This window comes from Lacipirellulaceae bacterium, assembly GCA_040218535.1.
Lineage (GTDB): Bacteria > Planctomycetota > Planctomycetia > Pirellulales > Lacipirellulaceae > Adhaeretor.
Genome location: JAVJRG010000005.1, coordinates 1,246,784 through 1,269,550 on the forward strand (window position 1 = coordinate 1,246,784; position 22,767 = coordinate 1,269,550).

The 22,767-nt window shown below is 55.7% G+C and carries 20 protein-coding genes; 6 read left to right on the forward strand and 14 right to left on the reverse strand.

Going from position 1 to position 22,767, the window contains the following annotated elements:
• Positions 1 to 13 precede the first annotated feature (13 nt).
• Entirely contained in the window at positions 14 to 2,074 is a 2,061-nt protein-coding gene (glgX, locus tag RIB44_05340; GenBank protein MEQ8615997.1) for a glycogen debranching protein GlgX, read from the reverse strand.
• A 595-nt stretch (positions 2,075 to 2,669) separates the two neighbouring features.
• Here glgX and purM point away from each other — a divergent pair.
• Positions 2,670 to 3,734: a phosphoribosylformylglycinamidine cyclo-ligase gene (gene purM, locus RIB44_05345; protein MEQ8615998.1), complete on the forward strand. Its 1,065-nt coding sequence runs from the start codon at positions 2,670 to 2,672 to the stop codon at positions 3,732 to 3,734.
• Positions 3,735 to 3,852: 118 nt separating this feature from the next.
• Here purM and RIB44_05350 read toward each other — a convergent pair whose 3' ends face one another.
• Together RIB44_05350 and RIB44_05355 are read right to left on the reverse strand one after the other, a co-directional pair.
• On the reverse strand, positions 3,853 to 5,757 hold the full coding sequence (locus tag RIB44_05350; GenBank protein ID MEQ8615999.1) for a thioredoxin family protein: 1,905 nt from the start codon (positions 5,755 to 5,757) through the stop codon (positions 3,853 to 3,855).
• Positions 5,758 to 5,925: 168 nt separating this feature from the next.
• A complete protein-coding gene (locus RIB44_05355) occupies positions 5,926 to 6,981 on the reverse strand; it encodes a phosphotransferase (GenBank protein ID MEQ8616000.1) in 1,056 nt (351 codons plus the stop codon).
• A 119-nt stretch (positions 6,982 to 7,100) separates the two neighbouring features.
• Between RIB44_05355 and RIB44_05360 the strand changes: the two genes are divergently transcribed.
• On the forward strand, positions 7,101 to 7,448 hold the full coding sequence (locus RIB44_05360; GenBank protein ID MEQ8616001.1) for a P-II family nitrogen regulator: 348 nt from the start codon (positions 7,101 to 7,103) through the stop codon (positions 7,446 to 7,448).
• A gap of 67 nt (positions 7,449 to 7,515) precedes the next feature.
• Complete coding sequence (locus tag RIB44_05365; GenBank protein MEQ8616002.1) at positions 7,516 to 7,866, forward strand: hypothetical protein; 351 nt, start codon at positions 7,516 to 7,518, stop codon at positions 7,864 to 7,866.
• A 6-nt stretch (positions 7,867 to 7,872) separates the two neighbouring features.
• Here RIB44_05365 and RIB44_05370 read toward each other — a convergent pair whose 3' ends face one another.
• From RIB44_05370 to groL (RIB44_05415), 10 genes are all read right to left on the reverse strand, one after another.
• Complete coding sequence (locus RIB44_05370) at positions 7,873 to 8,127, reverse strand: hypothetical protein (GenBank protein ID MEQ8616003.1); 255 nt, start codon at positions 8,125 to 8,127, stop codon at positions 7,873 to 7,875.
• Positions 8,128 to 8,133: 6 nt separating this feature from the next.
• The gene (locus RIB44_05375) at positions 8,134 to 8,331 is read right to left on the reverse strand and encodes a hypothetical protein (GenBank protein ID MEQ8616004.1); all 198 of its coding nucleotides are present in this window, start codon (positions 8,329 to 8,331) and stop codon (positions 8,134 to 8,136) included.
• An 81-nt stretch (positions 8,332 to 8,412) separates the two neighbouring features.
• Positions 8,413 to 9,498 (reverse strand): hypothetical protein, encoded by a 1,086-nt coding sequence (locus tag RIB44_05380; protein ID MEQ8616005.1) that lies wholly within the window; start codon positions 9,496 to 9,498, stop codon positions 8,413 to 8,415.
• Positions 9,499 to 9,539: 41 nt separating this feature from the next.
• A complete protein-coding gene (yacG, locus tag RIB44_05385) occupies positions 9,540 to 9,743 on the reverse strand; it encodes a DNA gyrase inhibitor YacG (protein ID MEQ8616006.1) in 204 nt (67 codons plus the stop codon).
• Between the two features lie 44 nt (positions 9,744 to 9,787).
• The gene (locus RIB44_05390) at positions 9,788 to 10,090 is read right to left on the reverse strand and encodes a zinc ribbon domain-containing protein (GenBank protein MEQ8616007.1); all 303 of its coding nucleotides are present in this window, start codon (positions 10,088 to 10,090) and stop codon (positions 9,788 to 9,790) included.
• Positions 10,091 to 10,122: 32 nt separating this feature from the next.
• The gene (gene grpE / locus RIB44_05395; protein ID MEQ8616008.1) at positions 10,123 to 10,680 is read right to left on the reverse strand and encodes a nucleotide exchange factor GrpE; all 558 of its coding nucleotides are present in this window, start codon (positions 10,678 to 10,680) and stop codon (positions 10,123 to 10,125) included.
• A gap of 126 nt (positions 10,681 to 10,806) precedes the next feature.
• Positions 10,807 to 11,946: a molecular chaperone DnaJ gene (gene dnaJ / locus RIB44_05400; GenBank protein ID MEQ8616009.1), complete on the reverse strand. Its 1,140-nt coding sequence runs from the start codon at positions 11,944 to 11,946 to the stop codon at positions 10,807 to 10,809.
• A 183-nt stretch (positions 11,947 to 12,129) separates the two neighbouring features.
• Positions 12,130 to 13,734 (reverse strand): chaperonin GroEL, encoded by a 1,605-nt coding sequence (gene groL, locus RIB44_05405; GenBank protein ID MEQ8616010.1) that lies wholly within the window; start codon positions 13,732 to 13,734, stop codon positions 12,130 to 12,132.
• 135 nt (positions 13,735 to 13,869) lie between these two features.
• Complete coding sequence (gene groES, locus RIB44_05410) at positions 13,870 to 14,169, reverse strand: co-chaperone GroES (protein MEQ8616011.1); 300 nt, start codon at positions 14,167 to 14,169, stop codon at positions 13,870 to 13,872.
• A gap of 135 nt (positions 14,170 to 14,304) precedes the next feature.
• Complete coding sequence (groL, locus tag RIB44_05415; protein ID MEQ8616012.1) at positions 14,305 to 15,999, reverse strand: chaperonin GroEL; 1,695 nt, start codon at positions 15,997 to 15,999, stop codon at positions 14,305 to 14,307.
• Between the two features lie 383 nt (positions 16,000 to 16,382).
• Between groL (RIB44_05415) and RIB44_05420 the strand changes: the two genes are divergently transcribed.
• Positions 16,383 to 18,413, forward strand: coding sequence for an endo-1,4-beta-xylanase (locus RIB44_05420; GenBank protein ID MEQ8616013.1), 2,031 nt, complete (start codon positions 16,383 to 16,385; stop codon positions 18,411 to 18,413).
• Between the two features lie 215 nt (positions 18,414 to 18,628).
• Positions 18,629 to 20,059, forward strand: coding sequence for an HD domain-containing phosphohydrolase (locus RIB44_05425; protein ID MEQ8616014.1), 1,431 nt, complete (start codon positions 18,629 to 18,631; stop codon positions 20,057 to 20,059).
• Between the two features lie 100 nt (positions 20,060 to 20,159).
• On the opposite strand, the gene RIB44_05430 is transcribed toward RIB44_05425, so the two are convergent.
• On the reverse strand, positions 20,160 to 20,525 hold the full coding sequence (locus RIB44_05430; protein ID MEQ8616015.1) for a hypothetical protein: 366 nt from the start codon (positions 20,523 to 20,525) through the stop codon (positions 20,160 to 20,162).
• Positions 20,526 to 20,922: 397 nt separating this feature from the next.
• Between RIB44_05430 and RIB44_05435 the strand changes: the two genes are divergently transcribed.
• A complete protein-coding gene (locus RIB44_05435) occupies positions 20,923 to 22,740 on the forward strand; it encodes a hypothetical protein (GenBank protein ID MEQ8616016.1) in 1,818 nt (605 codons plus the stop codon).
• Positions 22,741 to 22,767 lie beyond the last annotated feature (27 nt).

A 22,767-nucleotide genomic window follows, 5' to 3' on the forward strand; every position in this document is an offset into this window, starting at 1 on the left:
CACTGCCCACTAATTACGCCACATAGCACATCAGCGTATGGTGAATCAGCTTCAACTGCCCAGAGGCCGGTAGTGCCGGTCCATCGCAACCAGGATGCACATCGTCGGGGGCCGCCGCGGCGGTGTCGAGGAACTGCTGCCAAGGGAGCTTTCGTAGGTGCTTGGGAATAATGAACCGTTGCGAGTCTTGCCCCGAATGCATGAGCAGCATGACGTTCCGGGCGTCAGGGTCTTCCAAGCCATCGGTGCCAAACACGCAAATGAAACTCCGTGATTGGGTTTCCCAATCCACAAGATTTCCATCGGCACCGTACCACGTCACGTCCGGCAGTAGGCCATTCTCCGTTGCTTTGCCGGTCAGGAAAGTTTGCCGGCGAACGGTTGGCTGATTGACGCGGAACTCGGTGAGTGCCTGGGTGAACCGCAGCATTTCCGCGTTCTTCTCGACCAGCTTCCAGTCAAACCAGCTGATCGCGTTGTCCTGACAGTAGGCATTGTTGTTGCCACGTTGCGTGCGGAGAATCTCGTCGCCGCTGACCATCATGGGCGTGCCCTGACTCAACAGCAGGGTCGCCATCATGTTCTTCGCCTGCCGGCGACGCAGCTCGACGATCACCTTGCGGCGAGTCGGGCCTTCGACGCCGTAGTTGGCGCTGTAGTTATTGTTGTCGCCATCGCGGTTATCTTCGCCATTGGCTTGGTTGTGTTTCTGCTCGTAGCTGACCAAGTCGTTCAGCGTGTAACCATCGTGCGAGGTCACGAAGTTGATGCTGTGGTACGGACGCAGGCGACCTCTTTGGTAAAGGTCGCTGGAACCGGAGATGCGCGTCGCCGTGGGGCCAACACGTCCTGACTCGCCTCGCCAATAGCGGCGGATGTCGTCTCGGTAACGGCCATTCCACTCCGCCCAACGCATGTCAGCGAAGGAGCCGACTTGGTACGCACCGGCAGCGTCCCACGCTTCAGCGATCACTTTCGTGTCGGCGAGCATTGGGTCTTCGGCGATCAATTCGACAAGCGGTGGATTGGGGACCAGCTCGCCGTGCCTGTTGCGGCTGAGGATCGACGCTAGGTCGAACCGGAACCCGTCAATGTGATAGTTGTAAACCCAGTGTCGCAGACAGTGGAAAATCATCTCGCGGCAAATTGGGTGGTTGCCGTTAACCGTGTTGCCGCAGCCTGAATAATTCTTGTAATGGCCATCTTCGGTGAGCATGTAATAGACCTGATTTTCGAGGCCCTTGAAGCTCACAGTGGGTCCCATGTGGTTGCCTTCAGCCGTGTGATTAAACACGACGTCGAGAATCACCTCGATGCCGGCGGCGTGCAACGCACGCACCATCTCCTTGAACTGGCGAACTTGGTCGCCCGCTTTTGTTCCGTGCTGGTAGCCGCGATGCGGCGAGAAAAACGCCAGCGAGTCGTAACCCCAGTAATTTCCCCGCTCCGGCTTTTCGCCATTGGCGGCGTTGATGGGAAACTCGTGGACCGGCATCAATTCAACGGCAGTAACCCCCAACGATTGGAGGTACGGAATCTTTTCAATCACGCCAAGATAGGTGCCCGGATGCTTCACGTCCGCAGAGCCACTTTTCGTGAACCCTTTGACGTGCATCTCATAGATGATCGATTCCGAAAGCGGTCGCCGCAGGTGTCGGTCGCCCTGCCAGTCGAACGTGTCGTCGACGACTACACACTTAGGAGGGCGAACGATGCCGTCGTCCGATGGCTGATACTTTCCGGCCAGTGCCCGGGCGTAGGGGTCAATCAGCCGTGCCTGGGGATTGAAACGGTGTCCCTTCTCCGGCAGATAAGGCCCGTCGGCTTGGTAGTGGTAGAGCTGGCCAGCTTTCAATCCGGGAACGAAAACACTCCAAATGTCGCCCCAACGATCAGTGACCGGATCGAACTTGATCGTTTTGAACGGCTCACGATCCGAGTGCCGCTTGTACAACAGCACGCTCATCGCCGTGGCGCTGCGACTGTAGACTGCAAATTGAACTCCGCCCTCCTGCAGAATCGCGCCATAAGGCAACGGGTACTGGAACTGCATAAAAGGCTGCTTTGAGGCCATGTCGAGGGCTTGCGTATCGTAGGAAGTTTTGGCGTCGGGAGAGGGAAGTGCTGCGGGCGAACCGGATTGAGCAATGGCGATCGGGTCAAACGAGCTGGAGGAATCTAGGGACGACTTGAACGAAACAGGGAACCATTGGGACAGCACAGGCGTATTCTCGATCCGAATTGAGACTGGGGAGGCACCGCGAACAGCGGATCGCGGGTAGGGGACGTATGCCTACTGTCATTCGTCACGATGAAGTTCGAACCTGAGTTGCGTTTTGAGTCGCCTGCAGGGCTTCGCCTCACGGCATAGCCCATGTAGTCCCGTTTTGTGGAATCATCGGCGCTAGAACATGATACACCAGCGTTTCAGCCGCATCGGCAAGACTATCGTTGCAAGTTTCGCCAATTGGAACAATCGCCCCGCCAACCTCGATGATCTGCCTTGACGACCCCTAGCATCGATACAACCGTCTGGTCAGGGAAGGGGGATTCTGGCTCAGGGGCGGAAAGCCGCCTGCTAGTTACGAGTGGGAGAGTGCGTTGACACTCAATTCCAGCGAGTCTTACAATCATCGTTTCTTCATGTTCGCGACCCCAACGGCAGGTAGATGGCTAAACTCACCTATAAGGATTCGGGGGTCGATCTCGACACCTACGAGGAGTCGATGTCTCGGCTCCCCAAGCTACTGCGCCGGACCCATTGTCCGAGAGTCTTGCCTTGCGAAGGGGGCTTTGCTGGCCTGTTTCAGTTGGACTTCAATGGGGGCTTGTTTCGCAGGAACTACGAAGATCCGGTGCTCGTCTCGTGCACTGATGGCGTAGGCACGAAGCTGGCTGTGGCGAAGTTGGCTAATCGGCACGATACCGTCGGCATCGATTTGGTTGCTATGTGCGTGAACGACGCTCTCTGCTGCGGTGCTGAGCCTCTATTCTTCCTCGACTACATTGCGATGGACCGGGACGACCCGGCCCGCCTGGAGCAAATTGTCAGCGGCATCAGCCAAGGCTGTGCCGAAAGCGACGCGGCGCTCGTCGGTGGCGAAACGGCCATCATGCCCGATCTTTACCGCGAAGGTGATTACGACTTAGCCGGTTTCTGCGTAGGAATCGTCGAACGCTCACGGTTGATCGACGGCAAGTCCATTGCTTCAGGAGATGTCGCCATCGGGGTGCAGTCGAGCGGATTGCACTCCAACGGATTTAGCTTGGTGAGAAAGATTGTCTTTGAGCACGCGGGCCTCTCGATCGACGATCAAGTCGAAACATTGGGTACCACCGTGGGCGACGCCTTGCTCACGCCCACGCAACTCTACGTGAAATCACTTCGCGACGTTCTCGAACATTACCGCGTGAAGAACGTGGTGCATGGTGTGGCTCACATCACCGGTGGCGGCTTGCACGAGAACCTCGCGCGGATTCTGCCTGACGGAGTCGATGTCGAAATCGAGCGCAATAGTTGGGACGTGCCTCCGATCTTCCCTTGGCTGCAAAGCCTTGGCGAAGTCGAAGACCAAGAAATGGCCCGCGTCTTCAACATGGGGCTTGGCTTAGTGCTAATCGTCAGCGAGTACTACGCGGAGAGTGTGCAGAAGCAACTGGCAGGACATGGCCTAGCGAGTTGGAACATCGGCAAAGTGGTCGCCGGCGCCGGTGAAGTTCGCTGGGCCCAGTAGCATTGCGTTTGCATAAAACCCTATTAGCCCGCGAGCTACGCCCCGCGCGGAGAAGTGCTAGGCGTCGCACCGTGAGAGACGTAGCTCGCGGGCTAGTACAATATCGGTGCAGCTAACGCTACCGCGTCACAGGATACCGTCGAGACATCTGCTGAGTACCCTCAGCATCAAGCGAAGGCCCCGCTTGATCGAGCGCATCCAAGACCTTCTGCTTTGTCAGCAAGTCGGGCAGGACAATCGGTTCTTGCTCACCTGCTGGGTAGATCGCCATCAATGGAATACTTATGCTGTCGAGTTCTTCCAGAGCTGCCTTGATCGTGGCGTTCTTGTCGGTCCAGTCGGCCAGTAACGTGACGACGTCGTTCTGCTCGACTTTCTCAAGAACCTCTTCGCGATTGATCGCAAACTTGAGGTTCGTTTTGCAAGTCGGGCACCAATTCGCCGTGAAATCGACAAGCACGGTTTTTCCTTCGGCTCGTGCGGCTGCGAGCGCCTCAGGAGAGTACGGCTGCCAGGGCAACTGATTAGCGCTTGGCGTGAGCAATTTGAACGCGAGAATCCCGACCAGTGCAGCGGTGCCAAGGCCGCCAAAGTAGGCGAAGTTTTTTTGCTTCTCAGATGCCGTCGCAGGCGTGCGGCCGATCCACCAACATGCGAACCATATTCCTATACATAAGGAAAGCGTCGGCAGAAAGAACTTGAGGTTCATGGTCGAGAACAGATAGACGACTGTCCCCAACAGCACAAATCCCATGAGGTTCTTAAAAGTATCCATCCAAGCGCCAGGCTTTGGAATCCAGCTAACAAGCGAGGGAAACAGGCCAATCAGCAAATACGGCAGTGCCATCCCAAGTCCGACGGAAGCGAAGATGGCGAAGATAATCGACGTCGGCTGGGCAATGGTATAACCAAACACCGGGCCCAAGAACGGGCCACTGCATGGAGTCGCAAGTATTGTTGTGAAGACGCCCATAAAGAACGCGCCACTCATTCCCTCTTGCGAAGTCAATTCGGTCGCCTTGCCGGTCGTTGCAAATCCAGGAATAGGTAACTCCCATACGCCCAAGAAGCTCAGCGCCATAGCAAAAACAAAGCAGGTCATGGTGACCTTGAACCAAGTCAGCGTGTAAAGTTCTCCCCAGCCGTAGCTTTCTTCACTGAGTCCGAGTTGCACTAACGAAGCGAGGCCAGCGAGAACCATAAAGACCGCGAGCAAGCCTGCTGCGTAAGCCAAGTTGAGCATTAAGATATGCGATCGACTTTCACCGCCCTGCTTAGCGAATGACATGACCTTCAAACCGATCACTGGAAGAACGCAAGGCATCAAGTTCAAGATGAGGCCCCCAAGGAGACCGTAGCCGAGGATCTCGAACAAAGGGATGGCGTCTTCATTGGCTTCCGATGCGGATTCATTGGCGCCGGATTGGACGGGAATTTCGAATCCATCGCCTACGGCAGCCTCAAATTTCAAGTCGAATGGGATGCAAGTTTCTTCGTTGCAAGCTTGCAAACTTACTTCACCGCTGATCTGTTGCTGTGCAGGATCAACCCCAGTGGCGAACTCAACCGGTGCGTACCAAGTGACTTGCTTGCCATGCTCACGGATCTTCAGGCCTTCCCAGATCACTTGATCAATACGCTCCGAGGGCGGTTCGATAGGTTTGAAGGGAGATGTAACTCGAAACTGGGAAGACTCCGAAACGGATATAATCGTAGGCTGAGGTCCACCTCCGCCGTCGGGCAAGGCCCCCTGATCCAAAGCGTAAACGTGGTAGCCAGGGTCAATGCTTGCAGTGACGAAAAGCATCGCCGGTCGGGACTCTGTCGCCAGAGAAAACTGAGCTTCGATCGTGACTTCTTGACTGGTATTCCCTCCACCGAAGCTGCCCGATCCGAATGCCCCACCAAAGTCGCCAAAATCAGGGGAGTCGGGCTGCGCAGACGACTGACCTGATGGCATGCTAAGCAGCAGAATTACCAGCAGCTTGAATAGTCGTTGTGACAGAGAGAACGTGGCGGGCATGGAGAAATCCGGTTCAGCGAGGCAGAGCGAGGGTAGCCGTCCTTGGTTACTACAACAGATTGTACGAAGAATCGAAATTGCGGGTCAACGTCGCTACCCGCAGCCAACAGGGTATTCTTCGGTCCTAGGGCGTCTCCAGACTGTGAAACAGCCCACCTTCCCCTCCAGCTAGGAGGGTGGTAACACGCTGGCACGCCCCCGCCGGTTCAAAGCTTCGAGGCGGCCAGCCAGATGTTCTAGCCGTGCAGCGACAGCCTCAGGGGCAAGTTGACGTCCCTCGACAACCAGCCAATGAAGCCAGCGGTAGGCCGCGACAGCGACTCCCCCTGAATCAAAGGCTGCAAGCACTGCTAATTCGTCTGGCGTGAGCGGGGAGACCTGTTGATAGGCTTGCACCCCAACCTCCCATCGTTCGGGATCGTCCAAGGCGATACTGTCGAGTAGCCGAGCGATGTCCCGCACGCGTGAATCGACACACACCGCACCGAAGTCAACAAGCCCGGTCACTTGCCCATTTGTAAATAAAAAGTGTTCACGATGGACATCACCTAGAATCCACTGCAAAGGTAACTCGTGATCCGTCGCTCGTAGCACTTCCTCATAGACTAACGGTAGTGTCTTCAGTAACTCTCCGTACATATGCTTGAAGCGTTGCGTTTGAGGTGAATCGCTGGCAGCGATCAACTCACGGAGTGTTTCTTGAAAGGCTGGTCGTTTGAGGCTTTCGAGCGTTTCCAGCCGCACACGCAGTCCCTCAGATCGTCGCTGTTTTGCCGAAGGCGCATGAGGCGGCCTTGCAGCTATGCCGTGGACCTGCGCAAGAGTTGAGAGGACAGTACGGTTTTCTTCAGTATTAAATCGATGCAGTGCGACTGCTTCGCCTGGTGTCCAGGTCTGCAGTTCCCAAGCAACGTCGTTCGCGTAGATGTATGTCGTCGGCTCTAGAGAAGAACCTCGCTTAAACGTGCGGAGGACGGTCGGTGTGATTTCGCATCGTTGGTCTTGGAGGTGATCGAGTAAACCGTGGATCTCAGCGAAACGTTCCGCCGTCGGATGGTTCGGCCATTGGCGAAGGCAATAGGCTTGATTAGACGTTTCGACTTTCCATAGTCGCGAGCCGCTCAAACCGCCGTGGTTCTCTAACGGCTTGATCACACGATCTGGGGTGCGAGCCAGCCAGTGGTCGAGTATTTCCTCCAGGCTGAATTCGGGAACTTGAATCATGACTGCTTTCTGTATTCGCCCACGTATGGACCGCGCCTCACCCCAACGCGAACCCTTTGCGACCGGAGCGCTTCATTCTATGCTGTCTAAGTTGTGGTATGAAACCTTAGGCGGTCAGCATGAAACTAATTGTCGCGATCCTCCAACCCCCAAAGCTCGAGGCGGTTCAGCAGGCTCTACGCCAAGTGGGGATCCTTCGCATGACCGTCACTGACGCCATGGGTTACGCCCGCCAGCGAGGGCAGGATGAGCTTTACCGTGGCAGTGAGTACAAGACGAATCTGCTTCGCAAGGTCGCTTTAGAGATTGCCGTGAACGACGATTACGTTGATCGGACGATTGAATGCCTGGAAAAAGTCGCACGCTCCAGCGGCGAAGGCGCAATCGGCGACGGAAAGGTGTTTGTCTTGCCGGTAGAAGAAACCATCCAAATCAGCGACGGTCAGCGTGGATCCGGAGCAGTCTAAATTAGTTTCGCCGCGGTGCTCGCACCGCGCTAGCATCAACAGAGCCGATGGTAACGGAAAGTAGCAAATGCACGTCGTCCTCCTCAGCAGCGACCTGATGTTTACCTCAAAGATTGAGGGAGCGGTTCGCACGTGCGGAGCGAAACTCTTCGTCACGAGTGACGCCCAAGCAGCGATTACTTCTGCCAATGAAGAAGGTTCAGCCCTGGTGATGATCGACCTGACGTTGCCGGTCCTTAATCTTGAGGATCTGCTGACATCCTTGCCAGAAGGTTGCCAATCACTCGCCTACGGACCGCATGTCCACGAGGCGAAACTCGCCGCCGCTAACGACGCAGGGTGCGACCTGGTTGTGAGCCGAGGAGAGTTGGATCGCAAGCTACCGACGCTTTTAGCGAAGTTCATCGTTACGAACTAATCCTGGTTAGCTAAGCAGCCTGTCATACTCGCCGTGCGGACCGATCCAAAACCACACGAGTCCTTCGTCACGATGTTTTGCAAGCACGCGGTAGTTCAGGCCTACGCGGGCGGACCAAAACTCGCCGACTTTTTTGAGGTGGAGAGAAGGATGACCTGGAGACTGTTTGAGTAGCTCGAAGTTCTTGTCTGCAAGTCTCTGTACTTCTCTTGGTAGCGAGTTGTAATGAGCCCAGAAATCAGGAGTGGTGAAATGATTCATCACGAATTAGAGAGGCTTGCAGCGTCCTGCTTCGAAGTCTTGATCAGCTTTCTTGCCCAACTCCTCTAATCGGCCAGCCTTGATGTCCGTTTCAATCTGATGATCCCATTGGTCTGCTCGAAACGTATCGAACCAAGACGCGAACTTCCTAAGCTCGTCTTCTGACAATTGGCTGACTGCACTTTCGATTTCTAATCGGCTCATGACGGAAAATCCTGGCTTAGATGGAAACTCTCTCGCTACGGGAATTCTAGTTTGAGATGAATCGATCGTCCAACCGCGATACTATGACTCTGTTTCCAACGCCACTTGGTCTATCTCCGCCGAGTCAATCTCTCGACGCAAGAGCAAGTAGGCTGCCACTGCCGTAGGAAATAGGAATGACAGTGGGAAGGACTTCGCGACTTGCAGAAACGCGCTTGTCCAGAACTGGCGAGCTTCGGTCGCCCAAGTTGGGCTGGTCGGCTTAATTTGGACGATTTGTTCGATCACCTGTTCCCCGCCACCTATTGCGATCAAGCGATAGCAAGCGTCTGCAGCGAAGCTCAAGAGCCCGAACAAAGCAAGCTGTGCCAGGATACCTAACACCGTTGCGAAGCAGAGGTAGAAAAGCAAGTGCAGCGGACGCTGGTAGACATAAGCATAAGAACGGCTAATCGCGTCGAAAGCATCCGTCCGCTCGACCGCCACGGTCGACCACATCAACGGCCAACCCAGCAGTAGCCCGATCGCGGCAATCGCAAAGCCTAGACCTAAGAGAAGCGGGACGATCATTAAAAGGCTAGTTAGCAAGGCTCCCAACTCCATACGCATGAAGAGTCCCGTGAGCACTAAGGGCAACGCGATAATGAGTAGTCCAACGAAAGTAGCTGAAGGTGCGCCCGCAGTAGAAAGCCACGATTTCCAGGAAGATTTCAACGCCGCGAACGGGCCGATCAGTTCGTCTCTAGTGAGGTAAAGTGCCGCAATCCGCGCGATGGCCCCACCAAACAAGCCCCAAACGGCAATGGTCCACATTCCAGCGACGCAGAAGTAGGATGCCATATAGGATGAAGTGCGTGGTCCGCCAAGCATCGTCAGCGGCTGAATCGCCCACGCCCAGCCGGCAACCAACGGCCCCATGTTGCTAGGGCTCAGCGGCTCACTTCGCTTGGGAATCGAGAGGTCGTTCAGCTCATCAAGCTGCTCGACTTCCGGCAAAGAATAGCGATCAGCCAACAGTGACCAACCAAGTTGAGTCAATGCCACGCCGATCGTCGCCAGGAGCAGCACACGGACCATCAGGGCTACCCGTGTCGCGCGCACGAGGATTAGCCAGGGGCACAGCTCTTTCCAGCGAATCGTATGAAGTGTGCCAGAAGTTTCGTTCATGCCCCTATTGTACTAGAATTTCGAGCCTTGGGAGGCGGTACTCAGGCATCGGTCGCGTCTTCTTCGACAGAGACGGCCCAGGGCTCGTCGGCCTTCTCATCCGCCTCAGGATCGGGCACATGAGGAAGGCCATAATCCTCACCGAGCCAGCGGCCTAGATCGATCGTCTGGCAACGCTCAGAGCAGAAGGGCATCCACTTCTCTGCGTGCGATTCAAACTCACGTTGGCAGGTGGGGCACTTCATTAAAGAGTTTTCAGTTGGCAGTGTTCAGTTTTCAGTGAAACAGATCAGTCTGCTTTCTTCGGCTTCGACTTCTTCTCGCTCTTTTTCTCAGACTTACTCTCCGACTTCTTTGAAGAGTCCTCTTTTGACTTCTTGTCCTTCTCTGCGCCCTTTTTGTACGACTCGCTGCGGTAGTCAGTCTCGTAGAAGCCTGAACCTTTGAAGACGACCGCGGCTCCCGTGCCAAACAGCCTGCGGAGCTTCAGCTTGCTGCACTCAGGGCACTTCCGCTTGAGGGGATCGGAGATCGACTGAAACAGTTCGAACTCATGTCCGCAAGCATCGCATTCGTAGTCGTACGTAGGCATGGCAGTATTTTAACCAAATGAGTCGCGAGGCGTCAGCCCGCGGGTCCCGAGGAAACAATCACCTGAGAAGGTCGTACCACGCGGTCATGCATCTTGTAACCAACTTGCGTAACCATGGTGACGTGGTTTGCCTCAATCTCGTCGGAAGGTTGCTGGAGGATGGCTTCATGGAACTGCGGGTCGAACGGTTGCCCTTCGGCCTCGATCGCCTCGCACTGATGCTGGGCCAAAACGGATAGAAGTTGCTGGCGTACGAGTTGAAATCCTTCCAGCAAGCTCGAGGACTCGTTGTCTTTTTCCGCGGCTTCAATAGCACGATCGACATTGTCGACCACAGGAAGCAGGTCTCGCGCGAGGCCGAGCGAGGCGTACTTCCGTTCCTCGATCAACTCGCGAGCAGCACGACTGCGGACGTTCTCCAGCTCTGCCGTCAGCCGCAAGGCCCGATCTTTCAGGTCGGAGACTTCATCAACGACTTGCTCCGACTCTTCAACGGCGGCGTCAATCTGGCCAGCAATCGAATCGTCTTGCTGCGCATCACCATCGTTAGGAGCTTCCGCTTCATTGTCAGCGGGTGGTTTCATCGGCATGGTAGCAACCCTCGGACCTAATTTACTGTTTCGCCACCGAGCTTGCTCGGCGCTGGAATCGCTGTGTGTTCTCTACTCTTGAAAACGCCGAGCAAGCTCAGCGGCTAAACCTTCTTAATCTCAGACTTAAGCGGATTCTTCAGCAGCCTCTGCCGAGAAATACTCCTTCATCTTATCGAGGAAGCTTTTTCTCTTCGGTGCTACTTGGCTGTGTTCCAGTTCGGCAAGCTCACGAAGCAGCGTCTCTTGCTCCTCGGGAATCTTTGTCGGCACATCGAGTAACACCTGAACGTGTAAATCACCACGACCCGAAACTCGCGGATCGCGCATCCCTTCGCCGCGGATGGTGAACACATCGGCGTGTTGCGTTCCGGCAGGGATTTCGATCTCGTCACGTCCGTCGAGCGTAGGCACCTCTAAACGGCAACCCAAGACCGCTTGTGGATAGGTAATCGGAATTCGGCAAATAAGATGCTGACCTTCGCGGTCGAACAACTCATGTTTCTCAACGGTCACCACGCAGTAGCAATCACCTGGGGGACCGCCTGAGCCGCTTGGCTCTCCTTCACCGGCGATTCGGATTTGCATGTCGGTGTCGATACCTGCCGGGATGTCGACGTCGGCTTCCACCTTCTTTAGCAGTGTTGCTTTTCCTTTGCATACGCCGCACGGTCGGGAAATTGTATTCCCCGCACCGGTGCACGAGGGACAAGTCGTCTGCATGCGGACGATGCCTGCCTGCTGAATCACTTGTCCGTGCCCGCCGCAATAGGAGCATGTCTCGACGGCACTTGGGTCTGCGGCTCCCGAGCCATCGCATTTCTGGCAAGGCTCTTGCCGTTGGAAATTGACCGTCTTGGTGACGCCCTCAGCCGCTTCGTGAAGTGTGAGGGTCACATCGCAACGGACATCGCGGCCTTTGCGAACTCGTCTCCGACGCCCGCCACCGCGCCCGCCAAAGATATCCCCAAAGATATCCCCGAACGCCCCGAAGATATCCTCAACATCGGCAAAGCCAGCCCCACCGCCTCCTTGGCCGTTGACTCCCGCGTGGCCGAAGCGATCGTAGCGAGACCGCTTCTCCGAGTCGTTGAGCACCTCAAAGGCTTCACTACACTCTTTGAAAGTCGCGATCGCTTCTTCGTCCCCCGGATTTTTGTCCGGGTGATACTTCACGGCCAGCTTGCGATAAGCCGTCGTAATCTCGCCTTCTGAAGCAGAGCGAGACACGCCGAGGATTTCGTAATAGCAACGCTGGGTGGCCATGATTTATGAGCCGCTGATGAACGCGGATAAACGCAGATGTCTTAAATAGCAGAAACGATTGCCACAAAGATATCCGCGTAAATCAGCGTTCATCTGCGGCCAATTTCCTGGCGTGGTCTAACAAACCGGGCCACACGTCTCACAACGGTGGCCCGGTTCTATGTCATCGCAAAAACTCAAGAACTAGCGAATGCTGCCGACGACAGCTTTCTTGTCTTGGTCTTTCGCGTCGAAGTTTGTGACCAGTGCCTCGGTGGTGAGGATTAGGCCGGCGATGCTGGAAGCATTCGTCAGCGCTGTCTTCACAACCTTTGTCGGGTCGATAACACCTGCTTTGAGCATGTCGACGTATTCGCCGTTGTTCGCGTCGTAGCCGGTATTTTGACCCTTACGGCTGACTTCGTCAGCGACGACGCTGCCGTCCAAGCCGCAGTTATCGGCGATCTGCTTCATCGGGGCATCCAGTACGCCAGCGACGATGTCCACACCAATCTTCTCGTCACCCTTGGCACCGGAACGAGCCGCTTGAACGGCTTCCTGACAGCGGAGCAAGGCAACACCACCACCGGGCAGGACGCCCTCTTCAACCGCAGCCCGGGTCGCGTGCAGTGCATCTTCGACGCGGGCTTTCTTTTGCTTCATGTCCGCTTCGCTATTGGCACCAACCGACACGATGGCAACGCCGCCGGTGAGCTTCGCAAGACGCTCTTGGAGTTTCTCGCGATCATAGTCGCTCGTGGTGTTTTCAATGCCGGTGCGAATCTGGCCGATCCGCTTTTGAACATCGGCGTTCGAGCCAGCACCTTGAACGATCGTCGTGGCGTCTTTACTGACGCTGATCTTCTTGGCTTGACCAAGATGCTCGGTGGTGACCTTGTCGAGCTTGATGCCGAGGTCTTCGCTGATGAGCGTACCACCGGTGAGCGTGGCAATATCGCCGAGCATCGCCTTGCGTCGATCACCAAAGCCTGGGGCCTTCACGGCACAGATATTCAGCACACCGCGGAGCTTGTTGACTACCAAAGCGGCGAGCGCTTCGCCCTCGACATCTTCGGCAACGATCAACAGCGGCTTGCCAGTTCCTGAGACTTGCTCAAGTACTGGGAGCAGATCACGTAAGTTGCTGATCTTCTTCTCGTGAAGCAGGATGAAGGCATCTTCGAGAACACACTCCATGCTGGCCGTCTCGTTGATAAAGTAAGGCGACAGATAACCCTTGTCGAATTGCATGCCTTCGACAAACTCGAGCGTCGTGTCGGTGGACTTGCCTTCTTCGACGGTGATGACGCCGTCTTTACCAACCTTTTCCATCGCGTCAGCCAGCAGGTCGCCGATCTCACGGTCGTTGTTGGCGCTGATAGCACCCACCTGAGCGATTTGCTCTTTGCTGCTGACCTTCTTGCTCATCTCGTCGAGCTTCGCCACAGCCGCATCTACAGCACGGCGAATACCACGCTGGACGGCGGTCGGGTTGCTGCCGGCAACGATGTTACGAGCACCTTCGCGAAGAATGGCACGAGCCAGGACGGTCGCCGTTGTGGTTCCGTCACCAGCCAGCGAGGAGGTTTTGTCGGCCACTTCGTGAACGAGCTTGGCGCCCATGTTTTCGAAGGGGTCTTCCAGCTCAACTTCTTTACTAACAGTGACGCCGTCCTTGGTAACGGTTGGTCCGCCAAACGATTTGTTGATGATGACATTGCGACCGGTCGGGCCCATTGTTACGGCGACCGCGTCGGCCAATTTATCGACGCCTTTGAGCAGCTTCGTGCGAGCCGCATCGTCGAACATGAGTTGCTTTGCCACGGGATACTCCGGGGTAGAGTTTTGCTTGTTGTAGGGTCCGCTGTGCGGACCATGATGTTTCAGTACTAATCGATGTGAGAAATGGCTTCGTAAGCGAGGTCCGCAAAGCGGACCCTACAGCTAGCCCACCACTTTCGCCAGGATATCGCTCTCGCGAAGAATCTTCAGCTCGTCGCCATCGACCTCTACGTCCGAACCGCCGTACTTGCCGAAGATCACTTCGTCGCCCACGGCTACGGAAAGTTCACCGCGGTTGCCACTATCGAGCAGCTTGCCTGCTCCGACGGCGACAATTTTGCCGCGTTGGGGCTTTTCCTGAGCCGCGTCTGGCAGAACGATACCACCGGCGGTCACTTCCTCGGCATCCAATGGTTTAACAACAACACGATCATCCAGGGGACGAAGATTCAATTTGGCCATTGCTGAAGGTTCCTTATTTTATTTGCGTCGCAACGCGATTTGGTTGTTTGAGATTCGTTCGATTTGGAAGCACAGTATTGAGTAGTGAGCCTTTAGCTATTAGCTAATTACTAACTACCAACCGCTAACAGCTCCCTACATCATGCCGGGCATACCACCCATGCCGCCCATTCCTCCCATGCCAGGCATGCCGCCACCCATACCGCCCATGCCACCCATTCCGTGGTCATGGTGATCGTGGCCGCCGGCTTCCTCTTCTTCCTCAGGAATGTCAGCGATAAGAGAGTCTGTCGTGAGCAACAGGGCAGCGACGCTGGCGGCGTTTTGCAGCGAAGTGCGTACAACCTTCGCCGGATCAATTACGCCTGCAGCGACCATGTCGCCGTACTCGTCTTTGTCAGCGTTGTAACCTTCGGTCTTCCCCTTGAGCTGGCGAACGCGATTGACAACGACCGCGCCGTCGATGCCCGCATTCTCAGCGATGTAGCGAAGTGGATAGTCAAGCACCTTGCGGATGATCTCGACGCCGAAGGCTTCGTCGCCTTCGAGCTTCAGCTTGTCGAGCGCCTTTTCAGAACGTAGCAGAGCCACTCCGCCGCCAGGGACAATGCCTTCTGCGAGAGCAGCCTGTGTGGCCGCACGCGCATCTTCCAGAAGTGCCTTTCGCTCTTTCATCTCCGTTTCAGTTGCCGCACCGCACTTGATTTCGGCGACGCCACCGGCAAGCTTCGCCAGACGCTCTTGCAGTTTCTCGCGGTCGTAGTCGGAATCGGTCGATTCAATTTCGCGACGGATCTGATCAGCACGAGCAGCGATGTCATCCTTCTTGCCGCCACCGCCAACCATCGTGGTGTTGTCGCTAGTGATAATCACCTTGCGGCACTTACCGAGGTCGGAGATTTGCACGCCGTCGAGCTTGATCCCAAGGTCTTTGAAAATCGCCGTTCCGCCGGTCAGAACAGCCAAGTCGCCCAGCATCGCTTTGCGACGGTCACCGTAGCCGGGGGCCTTAACAGCACAGACGTTGACGATGCCTCGCATCTTGTTGACGACCAAGGTCGCGAGGGCTTCGCCTTCAATATCCTCAGCGATAATCAGCAGCGGCTTGCTTGCTTTGGAAACCGCTTCAAGGATAGGAACGAGATTCTTGGCGTTAGAAATCTTCTCCTCGAAGACCAAAACCAAGCAATTATCGAGCTCGACCGTTTGGTCGTTCTCGTTGGTGACGAAGTGTGGTGAGAGGAAACCGCGGTCGAATTGCATGCCCTCGACAACCTCAACGGTCGTCTCGTTGCCGCGGCCCTCATCGACCGTGATGACACCGTCCTTGCCGACTTTTGCGAAGGCTTCGGCCAAAACGCTACCAATCGACGGATCGTTATTTCCTGCGATGGTCGCAACTTGCTGGAGGCTCTTCTTATTCTTGACTTCAATCGGGTCGGCGAGCTTGCCGATGGCGTCCGACAGTGCTTCCACAGCCTTGTGAATCCCACGACCGAGAGCCATCGCGTCGGCACCTGCTGCGATCATTTTCAGACCTTCGCGGAAAATGCCTTCAGCAAGGACGGTGGCTGTCGTCGTGCCGTCACCAGCGACATCGTTTGTCTTGCTGGCGGCCTCCTTGACGAGCTGGGCACCTAGGTTTTCGTAGGGATCGTCGAGTTCTATGTCCTCTGCCACGGTGACGCCGTCCTTGGTCACCTTGGGAGAGCCCCAACCTTTGTCGAGAACGGCATTGCGACCGCGAGGGCCAAGGGTGCTGCGGACTGCCTTGGCGAGTTTACCAACGCCTTCAGCCAGGGGCTTACGGGCGTCGTCTTCAAAAACCATCTGTTTCGGCACGGGGAGTCTCCTGCTCGGGTTGCTGGGACTGATTGTTAGATTTGTTCGAGATAACCCGCGTTAGAGCGGGTTCTTGATTGGTAAGTCACTATTGCTGCTGACAAAAAAGCACCGTTTGGCAGCTTTGCAGCTAAGCCTGACTAGAAAGCAAGCACCGTGCCAAGCTGAGTGCTTCGCCTCAGCACTACTAGCGATATGCATAAAGTTAAGACTGCAAAAGACTTGCAGCAATCAGGGAATTGCCTGAGTGAACATTGGGGACGTGCCATTCTGGCAGGCGTGAGTGCGACCTGCCTGTGGCTGGCAATCGGTAGGAGCTCCTGGTAATCTGCGTGCGATAGAGCGGATAGACGGAACAGGATCAGGACAGCATGAAACGGATTCGCTTCGCACTAGCCCTCGCCTTGATTCAGTTAGGGCTCCCCAACCTCCAGGCAGAGCAAGTCCTGTCGGACTTTTCAGCAGGCTTCGATTACGTCTTTGACGGCTTCTCACAGTCGCTCGATCAAGGAGTCGTTCGTCTGCACGACCCCAACGACGGCTGGGGCGGTGGAGGAAGTAATGTTGGCGACTCGAGTGGCAGCTTTTCTGACCTCTCAAGCTTTTCCAATGGCAGAGTCGTCGTCGATCTTTCCGTGGCTGCCACCCACGGTGTCGATCTTGTTGGCCTCGAACTCGTCGACGCCGATAACAACCGCGGCACCTGGCAGTTCAACGTTTCGGAACTTGTAGCTGACGCTCCAACGCGACTTGTCTCGAAAACGAAGCTCGATCGAGCAAGTTACTACAACGATGGTGCGACGAACATCGACCTGAGCCGCATCAAACAGTGGAATTTCTTAGGGGATTATTCGCTCCGTATCCCAAACCCGGGAGACCCTGTGCAATTCAATCTGTCGCTGGACCGCGTTGCCCTCTCGAATAACGCACCGGCCTACCCGGGAGCCGAAGCAGATGCGCCTTGGCGAGCGGAGGCCGCGACGCGGGTCGATGCGATTCGGAAAGCCGATCTCGAAGTCACCGTGACGAACTCCTTGGGCGTCGCGCTGCCGGGGGCAACAGTTGAGATTAGGCAGCAGAAGCACGCTTTTGGGTTTGGCTCAGCGGTCGAGGCCTTTCGACTACGGGATGAGACGCATCCGAACTACGATCCTGCGAACGCGATCTACAAACAAAAAGTCGAAGAGCTATTCAACGTCGCTACCGTGGAGAATGCATTAAAATGGTGGCCATGGGAGAACGATCTCGGGAACCATAGCAACCAGACAGGGATTGATGCTGTGGATTGGCTGAACGAACGCGGGATCAAGGTCCGTGGGCACAACGTGGTCTGGCCAGGCTACGAGAATCTCCCGCCGTCGATGCGAGCGCTACTCGACGCCAGCCCCAACTGGGATGCGGCCCAGCAACAGCAAGCTCGCGACGCCGTAGTGGCTCATATCGCTGACGTGGCGGGGACTTTCGACGGCAAGCTGGTCGCCTGGGATGTGGTGAACGAACCTCGGACAAACCGTGACTTATTTGATCGCTTGGATGAAGGGGAACAAATCGTCGAAGCTTGGTTTCACGCCGCACGTGCAGCAGATGCGGAAGTGCCGCTCTTTTTGAACGAATTTAGCATCGTCAATTCAGGCGGCCTCGTGGATACCGATGCTCAGCAGCAATTCTTTGACCGACTGCAGGGCCTGAAGGCGGCGGGAGTGCCTTTGGGCGGAATCGGCATGCAGGGGCACTTCACCGATCTCGACCTCACAGGGCCTGAGCAAGTTTGGGCGATTCTCGATCGATTCGCGACGCTTGATTTGCCCATTGAGATCACTGAGTTCGACTATCAAACGAACGACCAGCAATTGCAGGCGGAGTTCACACGCGACTTCCTCACAGCGGTCTTCGCTCACGAAGGCGTCGAGAACCTCACCATGTGGGGCTTCTGGGAAGGGGCTCACTGGCGTCCCGAGGCGGCCCTGTTTGATGAGCAGTGGAACATCAAACCCAACGGTCAGGCCTTTCTGGATTTAGTTTTTAACCAATGGTGGACCGAGGAAGAACTGACGACCGATGACGAAGGTAAAGTGAGCTTGCTGGGATTCAAAGGCGAATATGAAGTTATCATCTCGCACGGTGACGAAAGGGTGACGAGTACCCTCTCACTGGAAGACGATGGCTACGTCTTGGAAGTTCAGTTACCCGTCAAAGGCGCTGACTTCAACAGCAGTGGGAACGTGGACGCAGCTGACTTGGCCGTTTGGCAGCAGCGTTACGGCGAGCAGCTTGCCGGATCCGAACTCCTTCTATGGCAAATGCAGCTTTCAGCTAATCCCAGTCTTCTATCAGTTCCGGAACCATCCTCATTGCTTATTGCTGTGGGTCTATCTGTTTTGGCACCTCTGCGAGTGCTTTGAACCGGAGAAATTGATTCAAACGCGGGGATTCACCGTGCCGATTGTTCCTGCTGGAGCGATTATTCGGGGCTAGTAAGCTACGTCGAAGAATTGGAGGTCTGTTGGCAGTCCTTCGCATTTCCGCAAGCTAAGTTTTCAAGGAGCCGTTGGCTAGAACGGTCTCTCACTTGCCTCACAGAAAATGCCCGCCTAGAAACCTCGCCCTCCGTCTCGCCATGCGTATAAAAAAACGCAAGCTCCTTGTGTTTCTGTTGATCATCAGCCAACTCGGCTGCATGTTGTTCGGCCTTGCTTCGGCATCAGGCTGGTTAAATCGAGTTGTCACCGAGGTGATTGCCAGCCGCGTTGATGCGGAAGGTCGTTCGTTGGCTCACGAACTGGCGACCCGGGCAAGCGAACTGAACCTCGACGAGGTTGAGCTTGGGACTGACGACTGGCAGCGACTTCAGAGTGTTTTCGAGGCGGCCGAAGTTCCTCACCAGGGATACGCCTACATGATCAGGCAAGATAGTGGCGCGCTCATCTGCCACTCGCGGCTTAAGGACGAACCCTCACTCTTGGGTCGCTTTCCAGGCCGTACCATGCTTTCCACGGGCTACACGGCAGCACCGATTACAACCATTTCCAAAGAGGCGAATCAACTGGGACGCCGTCTGATCTCAGGCAAAGTGGAAATCGACGGTGAGCTGCACGTGTTCACCGGTTACACGATGCCAAGATTCAATGCCCTGCTTGCAATTAATCAGTCGGAGGCGAGCATTGACCAGGCAATCGCGACTTTGGTTTATCCCGTGACACAGGTCGGTTGCGTGCTGACTGCGTTTGTTATCGGAGTGTCAAGTCTGTTAACGGTGTTCCTCGTTGGTCGCTATGAGAACTCGCTTGCGGAAGCAAACTCAAGTCTTGAGAGACAGGTCGATGCTCGGACTCAGTCACTTGTGAACACTCGCAACGCGGTTATTTTCGGACTCGCCAAACTCGCAGAATCACGCGACAAGGACACCGGGGCCCATCTCGAGCGAATCCGCTCCTATGTCACTGTCTTGGCAACTGAATTGGCCTTCAATAATCCAGAAATCACCTCGACGTATGTTGCCAATTTGGCCGTTGCATCATCCCTGCACGACATTGGTAAGGTCGGGATTCCTGACAGCGTGTTATTGAAGCCCGGTAAGCTGACTCCCGCAGAGCGCGAAGCCATGGAAATGCACACCACGCTGGGCAGCGAGTGTTTGGCGGCCATTCAGGAGCAACTCGGCGAAGACGACTTCCTGCAACTCGCCAAGGAGATTGCTGCCTCGCATCACGAGCAATGGAACGGAACAGGCTATCCCAACCAGCTACAGCGGAAGGCGATTCCACTCTCCGCTAGAATCGTGGCTCTGGCGGACGTTTATGATGCTCTGACATCGCGTCGACCCTATAAGCAGCCAATCGATCATGCCGAAGCACGCGAATGGATTGTGACGCGTTACGGTACGCACTTCGACCCTGAAGTGGTCGAGGCCTTTGTGGCTAAGGAAGCTGAGTTCGCGCGGATCTCAGCTGAGCGATCGCAGATCGCGTTACCCGAAGTTACGACCGAAGCGCAAGCACTTAGCGAACCCGAGCAGCTAACCCTCGCACCAGAACTCTCCGGGGCTTGATTCGGTGCCTGGCCGGAACGCTTCAGCGTTCCGGAACTCTGGAGTGTTCCGGGCCTTCGGAGTGCTACGTATCGCTGAAGCGATACGGCCACTTTGTTTGCTACTCGTCGAAGTCGGGGTCGTCCTTGAAGGGGGTGTCGGAGTCGTCTTCGTCGTCGTCCTCTTCTTCTTCCTCATGGCCGCCGAATGTATCGGGAAATTCATCGTCCTGCGTTAGGTCGTCTTCCCAGTCTTCTTCGAAATCGTCATCAAAGTCGTCGTCGAAGTCATCTTCTTCGAAGTCGTCGAAGGGATCGTCCCCATCACACACAACGTCTGCGGCGGGAGCCCAGGGTACCAATTCCTGTTCCTCGTCAGGAGTCCAGGCAGGATTCAGAGTCGGCCGGGACGTACCCAGCGGCAGACTTCGGAAGTCGCCAAGAGAGAAAGGATGGGCGATTGGGGTGGTCTGAGGTGTAAGCAACATCTTCGGGAAATCTCTTCTTTGACTTCAAATAGGCAGCCGGGGACCGTGGGATTATCTCAGGCAAGCTGCCCTGTTGCCGAGAATAGTAGCCTTGAACAGCGTTTTTGTACGAACGACCTTGCCTGCTGTCAATGCAGCGAAGCCGCCACAACTGCTCTCAGAGAGGCAGTCTGCCAGCTTTGCTGCCACAAGATGATTATGGTCAGGTGCCAGCAAGGTTCTCTAGGCTGTTTTTCGTAGATTGAGTAAACTGTGCCGAAGTAGGTGAACTTGAGACACCCGGGATGGTGCTCATAAGAGTCGCCAAGCAACTTGTTTTCGCAAATCTGTTTTTGCGAGAATTGGCTTTTGCGGGAAGCTAAAGCCGACTTGTGCGTCGATCGAAAGGACTCAGGCGATGGACACAGCCGCACTATTATTATTGGTCTCCAGCCTTGGCGCTAATCTTGGATGGCAGCCGGCGACCGATGGTTCCGCGGGCTACGAAGTATTGATTCAGGTCGATCAACGGCAGGTTGACCGGCTTGAGCTATCCGCACAGCAGAGCGAACTTCTCCAGCGGAAACTCCCCGCAAAGCTGCCTGCTGATATTTCGCCCATCCGCAGCGTGAGGCTCATCTCGCAAGCGGATGACTTGCCGCGCATTCGCCGCATGGTTGCGCTCAAGCCGATTGTCCCAGAACAAACTGAGCGACTTCCGCGGGATGGCATCAAGCTCACGCAGTTCAACGGCCCTGTCCCCGGATCTGGCGGCGGCGCGAGGTATAGCAATTCCGACGCGGCGAACTTCGATCCTTATGCCAAACCTTCTGCAACGACGCAGCCGACAACACGCAATCCCTTCCAGCCGCAGAATACTTTGGCAGAGGAAGCCCGCAAGGCTGGCCAGAACTTGACCCAGTTCAGTCAGGAGCAATTACGGCAGTTGCAGAACCAAGCTGCCAGTGGAGTTGAAAATGTAACCAACGATGCGCGAAGAACGGTCAACGATGCCTTACGTGATGCCCAAGCAGGCATTCCTCAAGTGCAAGCGCAAGACTTGTTCGGCGGTCAGCCCCGAACGGCTACAGGTACTCGGGGAGCAACTCGACCGCTGGATCGTGTGACCCAGCCTTTGCGTGAGGGTGTTGATCGATTGGGTGATCGAACGCAACAGTTGTTCGATAACTTAGGTCGTCCTATTCGGCGGCTAACTGGTCGCGACGAAGCACCTCAGCCAAACCCGCTTCGCTCCAACACGCCAAACAACGGCTATCCGGCCAACGATCCTCGCTATGCTCAGCCCTCATCGGATTCGCGATTTCCGGCTCAGCAACAACCGGGAAATCTTCAGCTTGACAATCGCAGATTCGAGAGCGGGCAGCCGGACCCACGCGGTGTCGATCCACGCCTCCTGGCCGAACGAGACGCCAACGGTTTCCGGGCGGTTCGCGGGGAAAGAATCGACATGCCGATTGACTCCCGAGAGGTTGGCCGCTGGCCGCAAGAAACCCAGTACAACGATTCACTGAGTGAACGAGATCGACGTCGTGCTGAGGACACCTACTGGACGCGAACTGCCGATGAGCGTGACCTAAGAAGTGATCGATGGCGCCAGGATCGGCTCGCATCGAACGATCGGGCAACCGACGGTGGGCGTTATCCATCGCCAGACAGATACGATTCAAAGCAGAATGACTGGCCCCAATACGATCAAGAGGATCTGGCCAATCGTCGTAATGATGCACGCTTTGTGAGAACCGGCGACAGTCGTGCTGATCGCGGGGCCGCCTGGGAAGAAGGCCCCACGCTGGCCGACCCGAACTTCGATTCCCGTAACTTAGATGCACGCAGTTCCGAATCTTGGAACTCGGATAGCAAGGTGCCGGAACTTCGGAAAGGGATGGGCGATGTGTTCGCATCCAACGAGCAACAGCGCGATCCCTTTTCTGTGCCGCGAGAATTCGCGAATCAACCAGGAACCGACTACCGTTCAGGGAACGAGAACAATCGGCAGTACGATCTGAGCCGCCAAAATCCTCAACTGACGAACGTCACCAATCGGACCGAGTCTGAGAAGCAAGACATGGTTTCTGCAATTCTTGCTTGGGTGCTTTTCAGTGGCTCTTTAGCAGGAAACTTCTACCTCTGGTGGTCATACCTCGACGTAAGAAGTAAATACAGCCACATCGTCCGCGAGTCCCGCTCGCTAGGCCGAAACTATTCCCCGGTCTAGCAGCTACTTCGCGTGAACTGAAAACTG

Bases quoted from the DNA above. Each gene is read 5' to 3' on its own strand.
- RIB44_05430 (MEQ8616015.1), bottom strand. From the start codon at position 20,525: ATGTTGCTTACACCTCAGACCACCCCAATCGCCCATCCTTTCTCTCTT.
- RIB44_05375 (MEQ8616004.1), bottom strand. From the start codon at position 8,331: ATGAGCCGATTAGAAATCGAAAGTGCAGTCAGCCAATTGTCAGAAGAC.
- groL (MEQ8616010.1), bottom strand. From the start codon at position 13,734: ATGTTCGACGATGCGGCTCGCACGAAGCTGCTCAAAGGCGTCGATAAA.
- RIB44_05365 (MEQ8616002.1), top strand. From the start codon at position 7,516: ATGCACGTCGTCCTCCTCAGCAGCGACCTGATGTTTACCTCAAAGATT.
- RIB44_05355 (MEQ8616000.1), bottom strand. From the start codon at position 6,981: ATGATTCAAGTTCCCGAATTCAGCCTGGAGGAAATACTCGACCACTGG.
- groL (MEQ8616012.1), bottom strand. From the start codon at position 15,999: ATGGTTTTTGAAGACGACGCCCGTAAGCCCCTGGCTGAAGGCGTTGGT.
- RIB44_05390 (MEQ8616007.1), bottom strand. From the start codon at position 10,090: ATGCCTACGTACGACTACGAATGCGATGCTTGCGGACATGAGTTCGAA.
- dnaJ (MEQ8616009.1), bottom strand. From the start codon at position 11,946: ATGGCCACCCAGCGTTGCTATTACGAAATCCTCGGCGTGTCTCGCTCT.
- RIB44_05360 (MEQ8616001.1), top strand. From the start codon at position 7,101: ATGAAACTAATTGTCGCGATCCTCCAACCCCCAAAGCTCGAGGCGGTT.
- RIB44_05420 (MEQ8616013.1), top strand. From the start codon at position 16,383: ATGAAACGGATTCGCTTCGCACTAGCCCTCGCCTTGATTCAGTTAGGG.
- RIB44_05425 (MEQ8616014.1), top strand. From the start codon at position 18,629: ATGCGTATAAAAAAACGCAAGCTCCTTGTGTTTCTGTTGATCATCAGC.
- purM (MEQ8615998.1), top strand. From the start codon at position 2,670: ATGGCTAAACTCACCTATAAGGATTCGGGGGTCGATCTCGACACCTAC.
- RIB44_05380 (MEQ8616005.1), bottom strand. From the start codon at position 9,498: ATGAACGAAACTTCTGGCACACTTCATACGATTCGCTGGAAAGAGCTG.
- RIB44_05370 (MEQ8616003.1), bottom strand. From the start codon at position 8,127: ATGAATCATTTCACCACTCCTGATTTCTGGGCTCATTACAACTCGCTA.
- yacG (MEQ8616006.1), bottom strand. From the start codon at position 9,743: ATGAAGTGCCCCACCTGCCAACGTGAGTTTGAATCGCACGCAGAGAAG.
- glgX (MEQ8615997.1), bottom strand. From the start codon at position 2,074: ATGGCCTCAAAGCAGCCTTTTATGCAGTTCCAGTACCCGTTGCCTTAT.
- RIB44_05435 (MEQ8616016.1), top strand. From the start codon at position 20,923: ATGGACACAGCCGCACTATTATTATTGGTCTCCAGCCTTGGCGCTAAT.
- RIB44_05350 (MEQ8615999.1), bottom strand. From the start codon at position 5,757: ATGCCCGCCACGTTCTCTCTGTCACAACGACTATTCAAGCTGCTGGTA.
- groES (MEQ8616011.1), bottom strand. From the start codon at position 14,169: ATGGCCAAATTGAATCTTCGTCCCCTGGATGATCGTGTTGTTGTTAAA.
- grpE (MEQ8616008.1), bottom strand. From the start codon at position 10,680: ATGCCGATGAAACCACCCGCTGACAATGAAGCGGAAGCTCCTAACGAT.